The 15,717-nt window shown below is 57.5% G+C and carries 14 protein-coding genes; 4 read left to right on the top strand and 10 right to left on the bottom strand.

Annotated features, from left to right (window positions below):
- Positions 1-43: 43 nt before the first annotated feature.
- Positions 44-268 (top strand): hypothetical protein, encoded by a 225-nt coding sequence (locus GO007_RS08645; protein ID WP_095098429.1) that lies wholly within the window; start codon positions 44-46, stop codon positions 266-268.
- Between the two features lie 374 nt (positions 269-642).
- Here GO007_RS08645 and GO007_RS08650 read toward each other — a convergent pair whose 3' ends face one another.
- Positions 643-2,526 carry an ATP-dependent nuclease gene (locus GO007_RS08650; RefSeq protein ID WP_095098434.1) on the bottom strand — a complete coding sequence of 628 codons (1,884 nt, stop codon included), beginning with the start codon at positions 2,524-2,526 and terminating at the stop codon, positions 643-645.
- Between the two features lie 526 nt (positions 2,527-3,052).
- On the opposite strand from GO007_RS08650, the gene GO007_RS08655 reads away from it, so the two are divergent.
- Positions 3,053-3,514, top strand: a complete 462-nt coding sequence (locus GO007_RS08655) for a SymE family type I addiction module toxin (protein WP_095098436.1) — start codon at positions 3,053-3,055, stop codon at positions 3,512-3,514.
- A 163-nt stretch (positions 3,515-3,677) separates the two neighbouring features.
- On the opposite strand, the gene GO007_RS08660 is transcribed toward GO007_RS08655, so the two are convergent.
- From GO007_RS08660 to GO007_RS08675, 4 genes are all read right to left on the bottom strand, one after another.
- Positions 3,678-4,691: a HoxN/HupN/NixA family nickel/cobalt transporter gene (locus GO007_RS08660; protein WP_095098438.1), complete on the bottom strand. Its 1,014-nt coding sequence runs from the start codon at positions 4,689-4,691 to the stop codon at positions 3,678-3,680.
- Positions 4,688-6,922 (bottom strand): carbamoyltransferase HypF, encoded by a 2,235-nt coding sequence (gene hypF, locus GO007_RS08665; protein ID WP_095098441.1) that lies wholly within the window; start codon positions 6,920-6,922, stop codon positions 4,688-4,690. The genes GO007_RS08660 and hypF overlap by 4 nt, the downstream gene beginning before the upstream one ends.
- A gap of 12 nt (positions 6,923-6,934) precedes the next feature.
- A complete protein-coding gene (gene hydN / locus GO007_RS08670; protein WP_095098443.1) occupies positions 6,935-7,462 on the bottom strand; it encodes an electron transport protein HydN in 528 nt (175 codons plus the stop codon).
- 134 nt (positions 7,463-7,596) lie between these two features.
- On the bottom strand, positions 7,597-8,610 hold the full coding sequence (locus tag GO007_RS08675; RefSeq protein ID WP_095098445.1) for a LacI family DNA-binding transcriptional regulator: 1,014 nt from the start codon (positions 8,608-8,610) through the stop codon (positions 7,597-7,599).
- Between the two features lie 265 nt (positions 8,611-8,875).
- On the opposite strand from GO007_RS08675, the gene ascF reads away from it, so the two are divergent.
- Both ascF and GO007_RS08685 read left to right on the top strand, forming a co-directional pair.
- Positions 8,876-10,318: a PTS cellobiose/arbutin/salicin transporter subunit IIBC gene (ascF, locus tag GO007_RS08680; RefSeq protein WP_095098448.1), complete on the top strand. Its 1,443-nt coding sequence runs from the start codon at positions 8,876-8,878 to the stop codon at positions 10,316-10,318.
- Positions 10,319-10,345: 27 nt separating this feature from the next.
- Complete coding sequence (locus tag GO007_RS08685) at positions 10,346-11,770, top strand: 6-phospho-beta-glucosidase (RefSeq protein ID WP_095098450.1); 1,425 nt, start codon at positions 10,346-10,348, stop codon at positions 11,768-11,770.
- A 45-nt stretch (positions 11,771-11,815) separates the two neighbouring features.
- Here the strand turns inward: GO007_RS08685 and hycI are convergent, their stop codons facing one another.
- Genes hycI through hycE form a run of 5 tightly spaced genes read right to left on the bottom strand, consistent with a single transcriptional unit; the run spans position 11,816 to position 15,714 of the window.
- Positions 11,816-12,286, bottom strand: a complete 471-nt coding sequence (hycI, locus tag GO007_RS08690; RefSeq protein ID WP_095098452.1) for a hydrogenase maturation peptidase HycI — start codon at positions 12,284-12,286, stop codon at positions 11,816-11,818.
- The gene (locus tag GO007_RS08695; protein ID WP_095098454.1) at positions 12,279-12,689 is read right to left on the bottom strand and encodes a formate hydrogenlyase maturation HycH family protein; all 411 of its coding nucleotides are present in this window, start codon (positions 12,687-12,689) and stop codon (positions 12,279-12,281) included. Before GO007_RS08695 ends, hycI begins: the two co-directional genes overlap by 8 nt.
- Positions 12,686-13,453: an NADH-quinone oxidoreductase subunit B family protein gene (locus GO007_RS08700; RefSeq protein WP_095098457.1), complete on the bottom strand. Its 768-nt coding sequence runs from the start codon at positions 13,451-13,453 to the stop codon at positions 12,686-12,688. Before GO007_RS08700 ends, GO007_RS08695 begins: the two co-directional genes overlap by 4 nt.
- The gene (locus tag GO007_RS08705) at positions 13,453-13,995 is read right to left on the bottom strand and encodes a formate hydrogenlyase complex iron-sulfur subunit (protein ID WP_095098463.1); all 543 of its coding nucleotides are present in this window, start codon (positions 13,993-13,995) and stop codon (positions 13,453-13,455) included. Before GO007_RS08705 ends, GO007_RS08700 begins: the two co-directional genes overlap by 1 nt.
- Positions 13,996-14,004: 9 nt before the next feature.
- A complete protein-coding gene (gene hycE / locus GO007_RS08710; protein WP_095098466.1) occupies positions 14,005-15,714 on the bottom strand; it encodes a formate hydrogenlyase subunit HycE in 1,710 nt (569 codons plus the stop codon).
- Between the last annotated feature and the right edge of the window lie 3 nt (positions 15,715-15,717).

The following is a 15,717-nucleotide window of genomic DNA, read 5'->3' on the forward strand; positions in this document are numbered from 1 at the left end:
ATCTATTCTGCCTTTATCAGCGAGCAGGCCGGAGTCCCTCTTTGTGGATAATCCCATTCTTCAGAAAACCCTCATCATCTTTATTCTCATCCTGTGGGTAATCGATGAATTCCGGACCAGGAAAAGAAAAACTTCTGACCCCGCTATTGAAGCCGCTGATGCCAGGGAACGCCATCAATGGCGCTATCTCAGATGGGGGTTCCGGGCAGTACAAGCGGCAGCGACGGTGTATATCTTCGTTCAGCTGATTCAGGTATTGCTGAGATAGATGCCACAGGCAGGTACCGCTGGACAAACACATTTTACTGTCCAACTGGGCCTCGATGGGCGCCGTTGTGTAGGTGCCATGAGTGCCACGGGCGGACATCATTTAACCTTACCTGATGTGCGAGAAGCTAAGGACTACCTTGTAATCAATTTCTACTGAACGGTATTAAAAATGAAAAGCACAATTCTTTTTATAAACTGAAGTCTATTGTACATTATTAATAAATAAGATGATTGGGTAATTGATTCATCAGGGCTGTAGCAGCCCTGATGATTTCTTTGACCCTAATGCTTTCAACTCTACTAACTTATATAAAAATATCATTAGCGAACGATCATAGACCATAAATTTACATAAACTACAGCGCTCACGTTTTATTTTTTAATTCCTGGCAAAACTCTTGGAATAATCGTAATTGGATTATCAGATGGAGATATTTCGAAAGGGAACGCAGCACGTTCAAATAATGGTGATGAAATATCAACTTCAAACTTAAGGTGTTGCTCGGTAGATTTATTAGTTAGTTTGAAAACTGTTGCATCAATCCCGATTGTAGATCTGGCTATTATATCAAGTTGTTGATCGCTACTGTTGAATGTCATGCCAAGCATCACTGGTGTCAAAATAGCACCGAGTTTCATACGAAGGAGATGATCTTCATCGACAAGCTGGTTTGGTGCAGCATAATGTAAGGCAGCATAAATATCATCATAGCATGCTGCAAGTTCGTGTGTTTCTCGAGTTTCAAATCCAGCAGCCTCTAGTGCTGCACGATCTGGCTTTCCTGTTCCAATCTCTTCTGTCACTCCATAATAATTCTCTATTGCCCCCCGACGTAAAAAAAAGCATCCAAGATTGTGTAACGATTTCAATAGCACATCGTATTTTTTGCTAAGACTTTCAGCTCTAGATGATGCTTCGGCACCAAAACTTTTCGGTTCAGTAAGAATACGTGCTAACGTCACGCGACGTTTGGCATCAGCCCCAGAATCTTTACTTGACCAATCAAGATAATTTTCAGCCGCTAAATCTACCTCCTCCTTAAAGTCAGTAATGAAGGTTGTAATTGCTACTCGCAAATCTCTGTCAAGATCAGCGAGATTTGTTCGCCCTACCTGGTCTGCAATCGTCCCAGCTTCTGGTAATCCACTGAAAAAATTCACTAAATCATTCTCGTCAGCTAGAGCATCGAGATCTGCAAGCAAACTAACTCGCTTGTTCATCAGGCGAAAAAGCTTCGCAGCTTCTATAAATTCTCCCTTACCAGTAACTGGAAGTATCTGAGCGTTACGCGCAAGGAGACGGAGACCGAACTTTCTCGCCAGTTGTGTTACGATTATTTCGTCGCTAGGTCCTTCGACTAATAATACATGCTCAGCGAACATAGCTGTTCGATGGGTAGCGCTAAGGCGTGCTATTAATGCAGCCAGTTTTTTATTTCTAAGAATGTCCGCATTGTTTGAGATCTGAGCTGGAATCTGCTGTGCTGAGTTAAAAAATATTATTTTTGATAACTCTCCAATTCGTCGCAGCGGCAACATTGAAGGTGAATGTGTTGCTATGATAATCAACTTTTTATTTGGATTATTGGGATCGCCTGCTACCAATTCCATCTCTTCAAGCAGGAATGCTTGATGTTGTGGGTGTAGTGAGATCTCTGGCTCATCGATAATCAATGCGCCTATCTCGTCGTTATGAATTGCAGATAGTAACGCGACAACCTGCAGTATTCCGCTTGCTTCGTGATTAGCTGCATAGCCATCGCCGCCAGTGAGGGATGTTATTCTAATAGTCATTCCACTTTGAGACCACTTTAGTTCAACGCTTCGATCAAACAACTGTTGCAAACGTGCTTCAATTTTAAGTTTGAGGTCAGGTCGCCGGTCTAAAACCATTAAGTCACCAGTAACACTTTCATAATTCCACCAGTGTTCAAGGTAACTAACGTTTCCAATTGCTGCATCGCCAGAATTGACACCATGAGGACTATCTGAGCTAGACCTATAGGATTCAAATGGGCTACTACGTCCTGCCGAAAGAAAATGTACTTTCCTATTTTGAGCAGTCATCATATTTCCACTCATTAATTTTAATTTTATTGCACGTAGTGCTCGAGTTTTACCACTACCATTTGGCCCAACCAGCGTTGTAATCCCTGGCCCAATTTGTATTGTTGCTTTCGTATATAGGTTATCGACCAATGAATATTCAACATTAATCGGCCACGTAAAGTCTTTAGCTGTAGCATCTAAATTCATATACATCCCTTACAATATTATTTCGTTAAACTCAACATCACAATATACTGACGTGGTATTAGATTATGACAACAATAAAAAAGAAAGAAATTTTTAAAGTCTTAGGTCCGATATTCGCTCATAGATACCCTTTAGCCTTACCGTTCATCTCGTTGCCCGTACTCTGGCTCGCCCCAGTATCCAGGGTGGAAGGAAGTATTCATCAGTCCGCCATTCTTGACAGAAGGCAGCGGATAGATACCCTCAATGCCGCTACCCATGACAAAAGTACCGTGTACTCCTATTAATAATGCAACGTTGCATGATCTTATATTCTTTCCTGAATCCCCTTCGCAATAATCAATACTGTCCATGAAATATATACTGTGTTTTTATTCAGCACGGTGTAATAAATAAAGCCAGATAAAATCCTCACCTGTCATAACGGAAGGATGGAATAAGCAGGAAGATTTTTAAAGAGCGCGGTATGAAAGTGTTACCAGCACCTCCACACCGCTAACCACAGACAACTATCAAGGAGTTGAATATGGCTGAGCAGAATTTTAAGCCAGAAAGTGCTATTGCCAAAATAGATTCTGATGAATCAGAAACGAGTGGTAAAAATTGCGAGCTGTTACGTAAAAAATCCGTTAAGCACTTGCAGAATAAATCCACAGCGGAGTCACCGCAACCGCTTAGCCGCACGGAGTTTTATGACCGTATGCGGCATGACTATATCCCGCTCGAGGGTGACTGGCTTTCGCAGGCCGGATTTACGCCGGGTATGCCAATAAAAATCAGAGTGATGCCAGATTGCATTGTGATCACCGCCCAGAACAGCCGGGAGCTGTTCGGCTGTGCCGAAGGGTTAAGCGCGGCTCATTTCAGCAAGAAGAAAATGGATTTGTGGATCAAGACGTTCCCCGGGGCGCTTAACGATACCGGTGACCTGCCGGTCATCCGGCGGGAGAAGCCCCGCTATGATTGCCTGAAACGAAGCCGTGACTGATCCTTAAGGTAAAATCCCGGCTCAGGCGGCCGGGATTGTTATGAAGATCAATCAGCATCTGAAGGCGGTGATTTACGGGCTTTACGCTCATCTAAATAGCTGCCTTTCCCGGCCCTGGTGAATAATGCGCGAGCCGGGACCCCGAACCATTAAAAGGCCCGACCTACTGCGCCAGATTATCGTATCCGCGCCAGCGATAGTTAATCACCGACAGCACCCAGCAGGCGACAAACAGCCCGATAACCACGAAGCCGGCGTTGCCAAGATTATCGTTCAGCGCCCCCACCCAGCGCCACGGCCCGCCGCTGAGCGCAAATTTATCCATCAGCAGGCCCAGCGCCTCCATGCCGCCGATAAACAGCGCCACCACCACCGAAGTCCCGGTAATGGTCATATTGTAATAGAGCTTGCGCTGCGGCTTGCTGAACGCCCAGCCGTAGGCGCCCACCATCAGCACATTATCGAGGGTATCCACCAGCGCCATGCCGCTGGCAAACAGCGCCGGGAAGACCATAATCGACCAGATAGAGATGCCGCTCGAGGCGCTGGCGGCGGAGATGCCCAGCACGCCGATCTCGGTCGCGGTATCAAACCCGAGGCCGAACAGAAAGCCAACCAGGTACATCTGCCAGCTGCGGCTAATCAGGCGGAAGGTTTTGCCGAACAGCCAGCTCATCATCCCGCCGCCCGCCGCTACCTCATCGCCCACCTTCTCCCCGCGTTTCCACGCCTGAAAGCTGCGCCAGACGCTGCGCAGAATAACCAGGTTGATAAAGGCCATCAGCAGCAGAAACAGCGCCGAAACGGCGGTGCCGATCGCGCTGCCGGTATCGTGAAACCAGCTCATCTGCTGGCCGAACGCCGTCGCGGTGGCGGCAATGGCGGCGGAGGCCAGCACCACAATCGACGAGTGCCCCAGAGAGAACCAGGCGCCAACGCCGAACGGACGCCGCCCCTGCTGCATCATCTTGCGCGTCACGCTATCAATCGCCGCAATATGATCGGCATCGACCGCATGGCGCAGGCCGTATCCCCAGGCCAGCAGGCTGGCGGCCATCAGCGCGCCGCTGTCGCCAAAGGCCTGCCACGCCCAGACCCAGGCAATCAGGTTGGCTACAATAAGCCCCAGCACCAGCGCCGCAGCGCGCGGCTGCTGGCGTAAAATCGTCACTATCATGATGGTGTCCTGTGAGCCTGCCGGCGGGCGGCGGCGACCGCCGCCTGACCAAACGCTATCGCTCCATCACCGGCAGGCAGCTGATGCGGAAACAGCAGAGTAAAATCCGCCAGATAAAACGTCAATCGGCAAACCAGCAGCCGGTTGTGCAGCACACCGCCGCTAAACACCAGCGTAGAGATGCCGCGCCTGACGGCGTGGTCGCGCGCCATTGCCGCCAGCCCGCGGGCCAGCGCGTCGTGAAAGGCCCAGGCCTTGTGCGCCGGCTGCGCCTGCCAGCCTAGCCACCGGCGCCAGAAGGTGGCGAGATCCAGCCGACCGTCGCGCCACGGCAGGCTAACCGGATGATCGACACCCTCGCAGGTCGCCGCCAGTGCCTCCAGCCGGCAGGCCGCTTCCCCTTCGTAGCTCAGGCTCGTCGGCGCGCAGCCCAGCGCGCAGGCCACGGCATCAAACAGCCGCCCGCAGGAAGAGGCCTTAGGCGCGTTAATTTCCCGCTCGACGGCGCGGGCAACCAGCGGCCACGCCTGCCGGAGCAGAACCTGGGTTTCAGGATAGTTTTGCCAGTCCGGCACAAAGGCCAGACAGTGGGCCAGCAGGTTGCGCCACGGCTGACGAGCCGCCAGATCGCCGCCGGGGAGCGCCACCGCCGGCAGGCCCGCCAGATGTTCACACTGGCGGTAGTTGACCCGCAGGCATTCGCCGCCCCACAGCGCGCCGCCCTCCCCCATGCCGATGCCGTCCAGCACCAGGGCGATGACGTCCCCACCCGCCAGCGGCCAGCCGTGCTCCGCCAGACAGGCGGCGGCATGGGCGTGATGATGCAGCACCCGCTCGATCGGCAGCGCCATCGACGCCGCCCACCGCGTCGAACGATAGCCCGGATGCGCATCGGTCACGATCCCCTGCGGGGTGAAGGCGTAAATCTCCTGCATCAGGCGCAGCGCCTCGCGCCACTGCGCCTCCACGCCCTCATCGCCGAGGTCGCCAAAATGCTGGCTCAGCACCGCTTCATCGCCGCGCGCCAGGCAGAAGGTATTTTTCATATCCGCCCCGAGGCACAGCAGCGGCGGGACGTCGTGAAACCCCGGCGGCAGCGGCAGCGCATCCGGCACGTAGCCGCGCGAACGGCGCAGCATCTCCCCGCTCTGCCGCACCACGGAATCATCCATTCGCTGCACGATATCGCGGTTATGCAGCAAAAATCCGTCGGCAATCCCGGCTAAATCCGCCAGCGCCCGGTCATTAGCCAGCGCCGGAGGGCGCCCGCTGAGATTGCCCGAAGTCATCACCACCGGGCGCGCCAGCGCCTGCAGCACCAGGTGCTGGAGCGGGTTCGACGCCAGCATGACGCCCGCCTCCGCCAGCCCCGGCGCGATATCGTCGCATAGGCCGTCGATCCGCGTTTTATCCACCAGCACCACCGGCGCAGCGGGCGACGACAGCAGCGCCAGCGCCTCGGCCGGCAGTCCCTCCGCCGTCGGCAGCATCACCGCCAGCGGCTTAGCCGGGCGATGCTTGCGCTGGCGCAGGATTGCCACGGCGCGTGGGTTCCCGGCGTCGCAGGCGAGATGGAAGCCGCCAAGCCCTTTAATCGCCACAATCTGCCCGGCAGCAAGCCGGTCTGTTGCCGCCCGCAGCGCCGCCTCGCCGTAGCGGCTCTCCTCCCCGCTGCGCCACTCAAGCCGCGGCCCGCACGATTCGCAGGCCACCGGCTGGGCATGAAAGCGCCTGTCGGCCGGATTGCGGTATTCGGCTTCGCAGGACGGGCACAGCGGGAACGGCGCCATCGCGGTAAACGGACGATCGTAGGGCATGGCGCGAATAATGGTAAAGCGCGGTCCGCAGTGGGTGCAGTTGATAAACGGATAGCGGTAGCGGCGCTCCCGCGGATCGTTCATTTCCGCCAGGCACGCCGGACAGGTGGCGGCATCGGGAACAATCTGCGTGCGCATGGTTCCGCCTCCGCTTCGGCAGATGGTGAACGCCTCCGGCAGGGATTCCCAGGCAAAGGGTGAGGCCTGCGCGCTGTCGATACGCGCCAGCGGCGGGCAGCGGCGGGCCAGCGCGGCGACAAACTCCGCCTCGTCGCCCAGCAGGCGAACCAGCACGCCGTCGCCGTCGTTGCACACGTCGCCGAGGCGCCCTAAGCGCTGCGCCAGCTGCCAGACGAAGGGGCGAAATCCCACCCCCTGCACCTTACCGCGGATGCGGATTTTCACCCCGTTCATGCCGCTATCGCCCTACCAGGCCAGCGCCGTACGGCGACGTTTTTCAATATTCATCTGCTCAAGCTTATTGCGGTCAACGCAGATAAGCGCGTGCGTCGGGCAGGCGTCCATACAGGCGGGCCCCTCTTCGCGATGATGGCAAAGGTCGCATTTATTGGCTTCGGCCTTTTCCGCCGTCACGTTCAGGCCCGCGCCGCTATGGCGGATCACCGGACGCACCACCACCTCCATCGCCCCATACGGGCAGGCCACCACGCAGGTTTTGCAGCCGATGCAGCGCTCCTGCATCACGTGGACAAAGCCCTTATCGCGGCTGATGGCCCCGTTCGGGCAGACGTTAGCGCAGGGCGCATCTTCACACTGACGACAGGCGGTGGCCGTCGACACGTTGACACCCTTGATGACATGGATACGCGGTAAAAAGGATTTTGGCGTCAGCGCGGCGCAGTCCTGATTGGCCTGATGAGAGACCACGCAGGCCACTTCGCAGGTACGACAGCCGATGCATTTGCTCGCGTCGGCAATAATGAAACGGTTCATCCATTTCTCCAGCAGTAAGAAGGTTACGCGCCGGAGTATGCATAATACGTTCCAATTATTATCTAATTGATAGTAAAGGTAATTAATCGGGTGATTTCTGTCATCGTCACATCTGACGATGACAGGTGACGATCTCAGGCGCCGGGGCCTGCGCCAAGAGAATCGCGCTCAATCAGCTCGCCGGGGAACGTTTGCTGGAATTTTAAATCACCGCCGTCGAGCATGAAAATCAGCCGGTTAATGCTCTCTTTGATCATCTCCGTCACCGGGATTTTGACGCTGGAAAGCGCCGGGATCATATAGGGCGCCAGCACGATATCATCGAAGCCAATCACCGAGACCTGCTCCGGCACCTTCACGCCGTGCAGATGCAGCTGCTTCATCGCGCCAATCGCCATATCGTCGTTGCTCGCCACCAGCGCGCTGTAGCCGGCGTTGCGCTGGCGCAACGTCTCAACCCCGGCCGCACCGGTTTCCGGCGTCCATTTTCCCTTCACGATCAGCCCTTCATTGAGCGGAATGTCGTGCTGAGCCAGCGCATCTTTGTAGCCGGCGAGGCGCTCGATGCCGGTAGGTGAATCCAGCGAGCCGGTGATAAACGCAATCTCACGGTGGCCGCGGGCGATGAGCTGCTGTACCGCGGCAAAGGCCGAGGCTTTTTGATCGGACCAGACGCAGTGGCTGGCGTTGCGCCGCAGGCGGCGGTTAAGCACCATGATTGGCCGGTCGTGCTGCTCGACGATCTCGTCCATTTCATCGACGCTAAGAAAGCGCGGGTAAATAATAATCGCGTCGCAGCGCAGGTCTAGCAGGTACTGAATCGCCTCGCGCTCTTCGTCGGCGCTGTGCTTGCCGTCGGCCAGAATCAGCTGACGCCCCTTGTCTTCGGTCATCCGCGCCACCTGAAACAGCAGCTCGCTGAAGTAAACCCCGTGATAGAGGGTATTGGTGACGACCAGTCCCAGGGTCTGGCTCTTTTTGGTGGCCAGGTTGCGCGCCAGCAGATTCGGCCGGTAGCCGCTTTCAGCAACGGCCTGGAACACGCGATCTTTCGTCTCCTGGCTGACGTAGCCGTTGCCCGATAGCACCCGCGAAACCGTCGCCTTCGACACCCCTGCGCGCTTAGCGACCTCCAGCATCGTTGCCATGTTGTTCTTCCTGTTGCAAAAGATGCTCGCAGTGTACTGCACGCCCTGCCGTTTTACAGCCTTCACGTTGCTGACGGCCTGTTTTCCCTCTTCGCGACAAAGCGATCAAAATCACAAATTTGAAAACTGATTTTTTTAGATCTTGTATGAATCGATGAAACTAATCATGATTTTGTGGAACCGGTTTCCTACATATGCACGACGCCACGCAGCTTTACGGCGCGGTGAAAAGCCAGTACCCCATTGATAAACAGGATAAAATCCGATGTCTAAAAATTATGCAGCCCTGGCACAGCAGATCGTCTCGGCGATTGGCGGCGTTGAAAACGTCACCGCCGTCACCCACTGCATGACCCGCCTGCGTTTCGTGGTCAAAGACAACGAGCAGGTGGATAGCGCGACCCTAAAAGGGCTGAAAGGCGTACTTGGCGTCGTGCGAAGCGATAACCAGTGCCAGGTGATCGTCGGCAATACCGTCTCCCAGGCCTATCGCGAAGTCGTTGGCCTGCTGCCGGGCGATATGCGCCCGGCGGAGCCCGTGGGCAAACCGCCGCTGACCTTCAGGCGAGTTGGCGCCGGGATCCTCGATGCGCTGATCGGCACCATGTCGCCGCTGATCCCGGCGATTATCGGCGGATCGATGGTCAAGCTGCTGGCGATGATCCTCGAGATGAGCGGCCTCCTGCCGAAAGGCGCGCCGACGCTCACCATTCTGACGACGATCGGCGACGGCGCATTCTTCTTCCTGCCGCTGATGGTCGCCGCCTCTGCGGCGGTAAAATTCAAAACCAATATGTCGCTGGCGATTGCCCTCGCCGGGGTGCTGGTGCATCCGAGCTTTATTGAGCTGATGGCCAAAGCCGCTCAGGGCGAGCACGTCGAGTTCGCCTTTATTCCGGTCACCGCGGTGAAATATACCTACACCGTGATCCCGGCGCTGGTGATGACCTGGTGCCTCTCTTATATCGAGCGCTGGGTCGACAGAATCACTCCGGCGGTGACGAAAAACTTCCTCAAGCCGATGCTGATCGTGCTGATCGCCGCGCCGCTGGCCATTCTGCTGATCGGCCCGCTCGGGATCTGGATCGGTAGCGCCATCTCGACGCTGGTGTACACCATTCATCACTATCTGGGCTGGCTGTCGGTGGCGATTATGGGCGCCCTGTGGCCGCTGCTGGTGATGACCGGGATGCACCGCGTCTTTACGCCGACGATCATTCAGACCATTGCCGAAACCGGCAAAGAGGGCATGGTGATGCCGTCGGAAATCGGCGCCAACCTGTCGCTGGGCGGCTCTTCGCTGGCGGTGGCGTGGAAAACGAAAAACCCGGAGCTGCGCCAGACGGCGCTGGCGGCGGCGGCGTCGGCTATTCTCGCCGGGATCTCCGAACCGGCGCTGTACGGGGTCGCGATACGGCTCAAGCGCCCGCTGATCGCCAGCCTGATCAGCGGCTTTATCTGCGGCGCGGTAGCCGGCATCGCCGGGCTTGCCAGCCATTCAATGGCGGCACCGGGCCTGTTTACCAGCGTCCAGTTCTTCGATCCGGCGAATCCCATGACTCTCGTCTGGGTCTTCGGCGTGATGGCGCTGGCGGTGGTGCTGTCGTTTGTTCTGACCCTGCTGCTCGGCTTTGAGGATATCCCGGTGGAAGATGCCGCCGCCGATGCCCGACAGCGCCAGGCGACGGCCGAAGCATCGCACGCCTGAACATAATTTTTGACACAGAGGTAACGCATGGCGACTTTTCCACACGGATTTTTATGGGGCGGCGCACTGGCCGCCAACCAGGCTGAAGGGGCATATCTGGAGGGCGGCAAAGGGCTGACTACCGTCGATACCCTTCCCCACGGGGCCAGGCGCCTGCCGGTTAAGCTGGGGCTGGAGAAGCGCTTTCAGCTGCGTGACGATGAGTTCTACCCAAGCCATGAAGCGATAGACTTTTATCATCGTTATAAAGAAGACATCGCCCTGATGGCGGAGATGGGCTTTAGCGTATTTCGCACCTCCATCGCCTGGAGCCGCCTGTTCCCCAACGGCGACGAGCAGGAGCCGAATGCGCAGGGGATCGCCTTCTACCGTTCGCTGTTTGAAGAGTGTAAAAAGCACAATATCGAGCCGCTGGTGACCCTGTGCCACTTCGACGTGCCGATGCATCTGGTGACCGAATACGGCTCCTGGCGCAATCGCAAAATGGTGGGATTCTTTACCCACTACGCCCGCACCTGCTTTGAAGCCTTTGACGGGCTGGTGAAATACTGGCTGACCTTTAACGAAATCAACATCATGCTCCATAGTCCCTACTCCGGCGCCGGCCTGGCGTTCGAAGAGGGCGAGAATCAGGAGCAGGTGAAGTACCAGGCCGCGCACCATGAGCTGATTGCCAGCGCCCAGGTGACCAAAATCGCCCACGAGGTGAACGCGCAAAATCAGGTTGGCTGTATGCTGGCGGGCGGCAACTTCTACCCCTGGTCCTGCAAGCCGGAAGATGTGTGGATGGCGCTGGAAAAAGATCGCGAAAACCTGCTCTTCATCGACGTGCAGGCGCGCGGCGCCTGGCCGGTATGGGCGGCGCGGGTGCTCCGCGAGAAGGGCGTGACGATTGTCAAACAGCCGGGCGACGACGAGATCCTGCGCAACACCGTCGATTTTGTCTCCTTCAGCTACTACGCCTCGCGCTGCGCCTCGGCGGAGATGAACGCCAACAATACCAACGCGGCCAATATCGTGAAGTCGTTAAAAAATCCGCATATTCAGGCCAGCGAATGGGGCTGGGGAATCGACCCCCTCGGCCTGCGCATCACCATGAATATGATGTATGACCGCTACCAGAAGCCGCTGTTCCTCGTGGAAAACGGCCTCGGGGCGCGGGACGAAATCGACGCCAACGGCGAGATTAACGACGACTATCGCATCAGCTATCTGCGCGAGCACATCAAAGCGATGGGCGACGCTATCGAAGACGGTATTCCGGTGATGGGCTATACCAGCTGGGGCTGCATTGACCTGGTGGCCGCCTCCACCGGCGAGATGAGCAAACGCTACGGCTTCATCTACGTTGACCGCGATGACGCCGGCAACGGCACTCTCGACCGTAAGCGCAAGAAGTCGTTCTGGTGGTATAAAAAGGTCATTGCCAGCAACGGCGAAGACCTGGCGTAACGGCAATCCCCCGGATAGCGGCGCTGACGCCTCTCCGGGGAAACCTCACTCCGCCACCGCTTCCAGCGGAGCAAACCCGCCGAGGCCCTGCCAGCCGTTCAGCCGCCGGTAAACCTCGGCCACCGCGTCTTTAATCGGCTGGGTCATCGGATAGTAGAAGCCGACGATATCCGGCTGAATGCCTAAGAAAATCACCTCGCCGACGTCCTCTTTCAGCTGATCGATCAGATAGTTGAGCGGCATATTGTGGGTGGTCATCATAAACATTTCGGCGATATCGTCAGGATCGACGATGCGGATCGCGCCGGGACTGAGCCCCATGTCGGTCGCGTCGACGATCAGCAGGCGATCGGGGCGCAGCTCGCGGATCGCGACGATGTCGTTTTCCGGGGCGCTGCCGCCGTCAATGACCACCCAGCGGCCCGTCGGGTTTGCCGCGCACGTTTCCGCCAGCAGCGGACCCGCGCCGTCGTCGCCCATCATGCTGTTGCCCACGCAGAGTAAAACGTCAGTCACGGAGTCTCCTCACCATCAGATAGATGGCGCTTTCCTGGTGAATATCATGCAGCATGCTGAGCATCAGCCTGCTCCACGCCTGCTGCTGCGGCGTCTGCGCAACCTGCGCGTTATCAAAGGCGTTGGCCAGCATCGTCACGTGATTGCTGTCGATAACGATTTCGCCATATTTCGGCACGCCTTCCATTTTACGCCGGGCGGTGCTGCCCGCTTCAAGGGTCGCAATCCACGCCTGGTACTGGTCCCACGGGCAGCTCAGCGCCGTTTCCAGACAGTCGATAACCCCAAGATGGTGACCAATCGCCAGGCTGTAATAGACAACCTGCTGCGCCTGGTCAGGCGTGGCGTCGTTCTCATCAATAAATTTACGGCTCAGCTGGCTGAACACCACCGTTTCACTCATCGGATGCGCGCCTCCTCAACCACCTGATTGAGATGGGTAACGATCTCGGTCAGACGCGGATCTTTTTCCGCCTCCAGCCAGCGCACGACCTGGCTGTCGCCCTGGCCGAGCAGGCGCATATAGTCATCGGCAATCTGCCGACCGTAGCGATAGCCCGCCAGGCGGCGCGCTTCGCGGTCGATGCGCACCCGCAGCGGCTGGACCATATTCGGATGCAGAATTTCCGCCGCCTTATCATCCTGCTCGCCCGGCAGACGGGCGTGAATTTTCTGCTCCAGCAGGCCCAGCGCCATCGCAAAACCGTACAGCGTCGCGGCCGGCGTCGGCGGGCAGCCGGGAATATAGACGTCGACCGGCACAATTTTATCGGTGCCGCCCCATACGCAGTACAGATCGTGGAAGATGCCGCCGCTGTTGCCGCAGGCGCCGTAGGAGATACAGATTTTCGGGTCCGGCGCGGAGTGCCAGGCGCGCAGCGCCGGTGAGCGCATGGCGCGGGTCACCGCCCCGGTGAACAGCAGGATATCGGCGTGACGCGGCGATGGAACGACCTTTATTCCAAAGCGTTCGGCGTCAAACAGCGGCGAAAGCGTGGCGAAAATCTCAATCTCGCAGCCGTTGCAGCCGCCGCAGTCCACGCGATACACGTAGGCGGAACGCTTAATATTCTTCAGCAGCGATGCCTTCATGCTGGCGATAGACTCGTCTACCGTCATCGGCACAGGAATACCGTTTTCATCGCGCGGGCCCAGTAAATTACTCATCAGCTGGCCTCTCTCATATGGCGAGTCAGTTCAATACGATCGGACGGCACCAGGCACTTCTGGCGCTTGCACTCGGGGCAGGTTTCGAAGCTTTCGCGGCGCATCCCGGCGCGGGTATCGCCGTTGTGCTCCAGCAGCGCGATGGCGTAATCGATCTCTTTCTGCACGGCGAAGGGACGCGCGCACGTCCGGCAGTGGCACATATCAAAGCGCGACTGCTGGAGGAAATCCTCTTTCTTCCACACCGCCAGCTCGTACTCCTGCGAGAGCTTAATCGCCGCCGTCGGGCACACCTCTTCGCAGCGGCCGCAAAAGATGCAGCGCCCGAGGTTGAACTGCCACGCCAGCTGGTTAGCGGCGAGGTCAGTCTCCACCGTCAGGGCATTCGACGGGCAGGCGTTAACGCAGGCCGCGCAGCCGATGCACTGCTGGGGAGTGTGTTCCGGCTTGCCGCGGAAGTTTTTATCCACCGGCATCGGCTCCAGCGGATAGGCGTGCGTCGCGGTGCCGGTATTAATAACTTTTTTAATAAAGGTAAACATGGCGGCTCCTTATTTCAGCGGCGAGTTTTTACGCTCGATGCTGTAGCGCTCCAGCTCTTTGTACGGCACCACTTTGCTTTTCTTCTTCCGCACGTCGACCACGGTCATTCGGTCGGTACAGGAGTAGCAGGGATCGAGGCTGCCGATAATCAGCGGCGCATCGGAAACGGTATTGCCGCGCAGCATATAGCGCAGGGTCGGCCAGTTGGCGTAGGTCGCCGCCCGGCAGCGCCAGCGGTAGAGCTTCTGATTGTCGCCGGTCATGCTCCAGTGGATATCATCCCCGCGCGGCGCTTCCGAGAAGCCCAGCGCAAAACGATGAGGAATATAGGTGAAGCCATCCACCATCAGCGGGCCGCCCGGCAGATTGTCGAGGCCGAAGTCGATCATATTTAGCGCGGTGTAGACCTCGTTGATGCGCACCTTCAGGCGCGAAATCACGTCGCAGCCCTGCTCGCTGTGCACTTCCATCGGCAGCAGGCCGTAGCCGACAAACGGATGGTCGGCGCGGGTATCGCGCGCGTGGCCGCTGGCGCGCACCATCGGGCCAACGTTGCTGAAGTCGCGGGCGATTTGCGGATCGAGACGGCCAATGCCGACGGTACGCTGCGCCATGTTCGGCGTGCTGAGCAGCATCTCCACCAGCTCCTGCACGTCGCGGCGCATCTGCTGCGCCAGCTGGCGGGTCTGGAGCATATCCTCTTTCAGCAGGTCGCGACGGAGGCCGCCAATCAGGTTCAGACCGTAGGTTTTACGCGCCCCGGTGAGGATCTCCGCCATCTTCATCGACGTCTCGCGCACGCGGAAGAACTGCATGAAGCCGGAGTCAAAGCCGGTAAAGTGGCAGGCGAGGCCGAGGTTGAGCAGATGCGAATGCAGACGCTCCACCTCCAGCAGAATGGCGCGGATCATCTGCGCGCGCTCCGGCACCACGATGCCCATCGCGTTTTCTACGGAGGTGGTATAGGCGGTGCTGTGGGCAAAGCCGCAGATGCCGCACACCCGATCGGAGAGGAAGGTCACTTCGTTGTAGCCCATCCGGGTTTCCGCCAGTTTCTCCATCCCGCGATGGACGTAGAACAGACGGTAGTCGGCGTCGATAATATTTTCCCCGTCAACGAACAGGCGAAAATGGCCGGGTTCATCGGAGGTGACATGCAGCGGGCCAATCGGCACCACGTTGTTTTTCTTACTGCCCAGCTCGTTAATGAACTCGTAGGTTTCCGCATCGGTGGTCGGCGCCGGACGCTGACGGTAATCCATGCTGTCTTTGCGCAGCGGATAGAGTTCGTCCGGCCAGTCGTCCGGCAGCACCAGACGGCGCTCATCCGGCAGGCCAACCGGCAGCAGGCCGTACATATCGCGCACTTCGCGCTCGCCCCATACCGCAGCGGGCACCCGCGGCGTCACCGACGGATATTCCGGCTTATTGGCGTCCACTTCCACGCGCACGGTTATCCAGCACTTCGTCCCCTGCTCCATCGACAGCACGTAGTAAACGGCATAGTGGCCGTTGAGCTTGCGTTCGTCGTTACCGAACAGCACCGACAGCCAGCCGCCCTGCTGGTAGTAGAGAAACTCCACCACTTCCGGGAGATAGTTGATCTTCACCGTGACGGTGAGCTGATCGTTGGTCTGCCAGGCCTCGTCCAGCACCACGCCCGGGAAGGTCTGATGCAGCGCGGCGAGATAGCGTTGACCCGGTTTTTCTTCGTTCATATA

Origin of the sequence: Klebsiella sp. 10-1, from assembly GCF_009758445.1 — a bacterium.
Taxonomy (GTDB): Bacteria; Pseudomonadota; Gammaproteobacteria; order Enterobacterales; family Enterobacteriaceae; genus Klebsiella; species Klebsiella scottii.

Bases quoted from the DNA above. Each gene is read 5' to 3' on its own strand.
- GO007_RS08650 (WP_095098434.1), bottom strand. From the start codon at position 2,526: ATGAATTTAGATGCTACAGCTAAAGACTTTACGTGGCCGATTAATGTT.
- hycE (WP_095098466.1), bottom strand. From the start codon at position 15,714: ATGAACGAAGAAAAACCGGGTCAACGCTATCTCGCCGCGCTGCATCAG.
- GO007_RS08685 (WP_095098450.1), top strand. From the start codon at position 10,346: ATGGCGACTTTTCCACACGGATTTTTATGGGGCGGCGCACTGGCCGCC.
- GO007_RS08660 (WP_095098438.1), bottom strand. From the start codon at position 4,691: ATGATAGTGACGATTTTACGCCAGCAGCCGCGCGCTGCGGCGCTGGTG.
- GO007_RS08695 (WP_095098454.1), bottom strand. From the start codon at position 12,689: ATGAGTGAAACGGTGGTGTTCAGCCAGCTGAGCCGTAAATTTATTGAT.
- GO007_RS08655 (WP_095098436.1), top strand. From the start codon at position 3,053: ATGGCTGAGCAGAATTTTAAGCCAGAAAGTGCTATTGCCAAAATAGAT.
- hydN (WP_095098443.1), bottom strand. From the start codon at position 7,462: ATGAACCGTTTCATTATTGCCGACGCGAGCAAATGCATCGGCTGTCGT.
- GO007_RS08700 (WP_095098457.1), bottom strand. From the start codon at position 13,453: ATGAGTAATTTACTGGGCCCGCGCGATGAAAACGGTATTCCTGTGCCG.
- ascF (WP_095098448.1), top strand. From the start codon at position 8,876: ATGTCTAAAAATTATGCAGCCCTGGCACAGCAGATCGTCTCGGCGATT.
- GO007_RS08705 (WP_095098463.1), bottom strand. From the start codon at position 13,995: ATGTTTACCTTTATTAAAAAAGTTATTAATACCGGCACCGCGACGCAC.
- GO007_RS08675 (WP_095098445.1), bottom strand. From the start codon at position 8,610: ATGGCAACGATGCTGGAGGTCGCTAAGCGCGCAGGGGTGTCGAAGGCG.
- hypF (WP_095098441.1), bottom strand. From the start codon at position 6,922: ATGAACGGGGTGAAAATCCGCATCCGCGGTAAGGTGCAGGGGGTGGGA.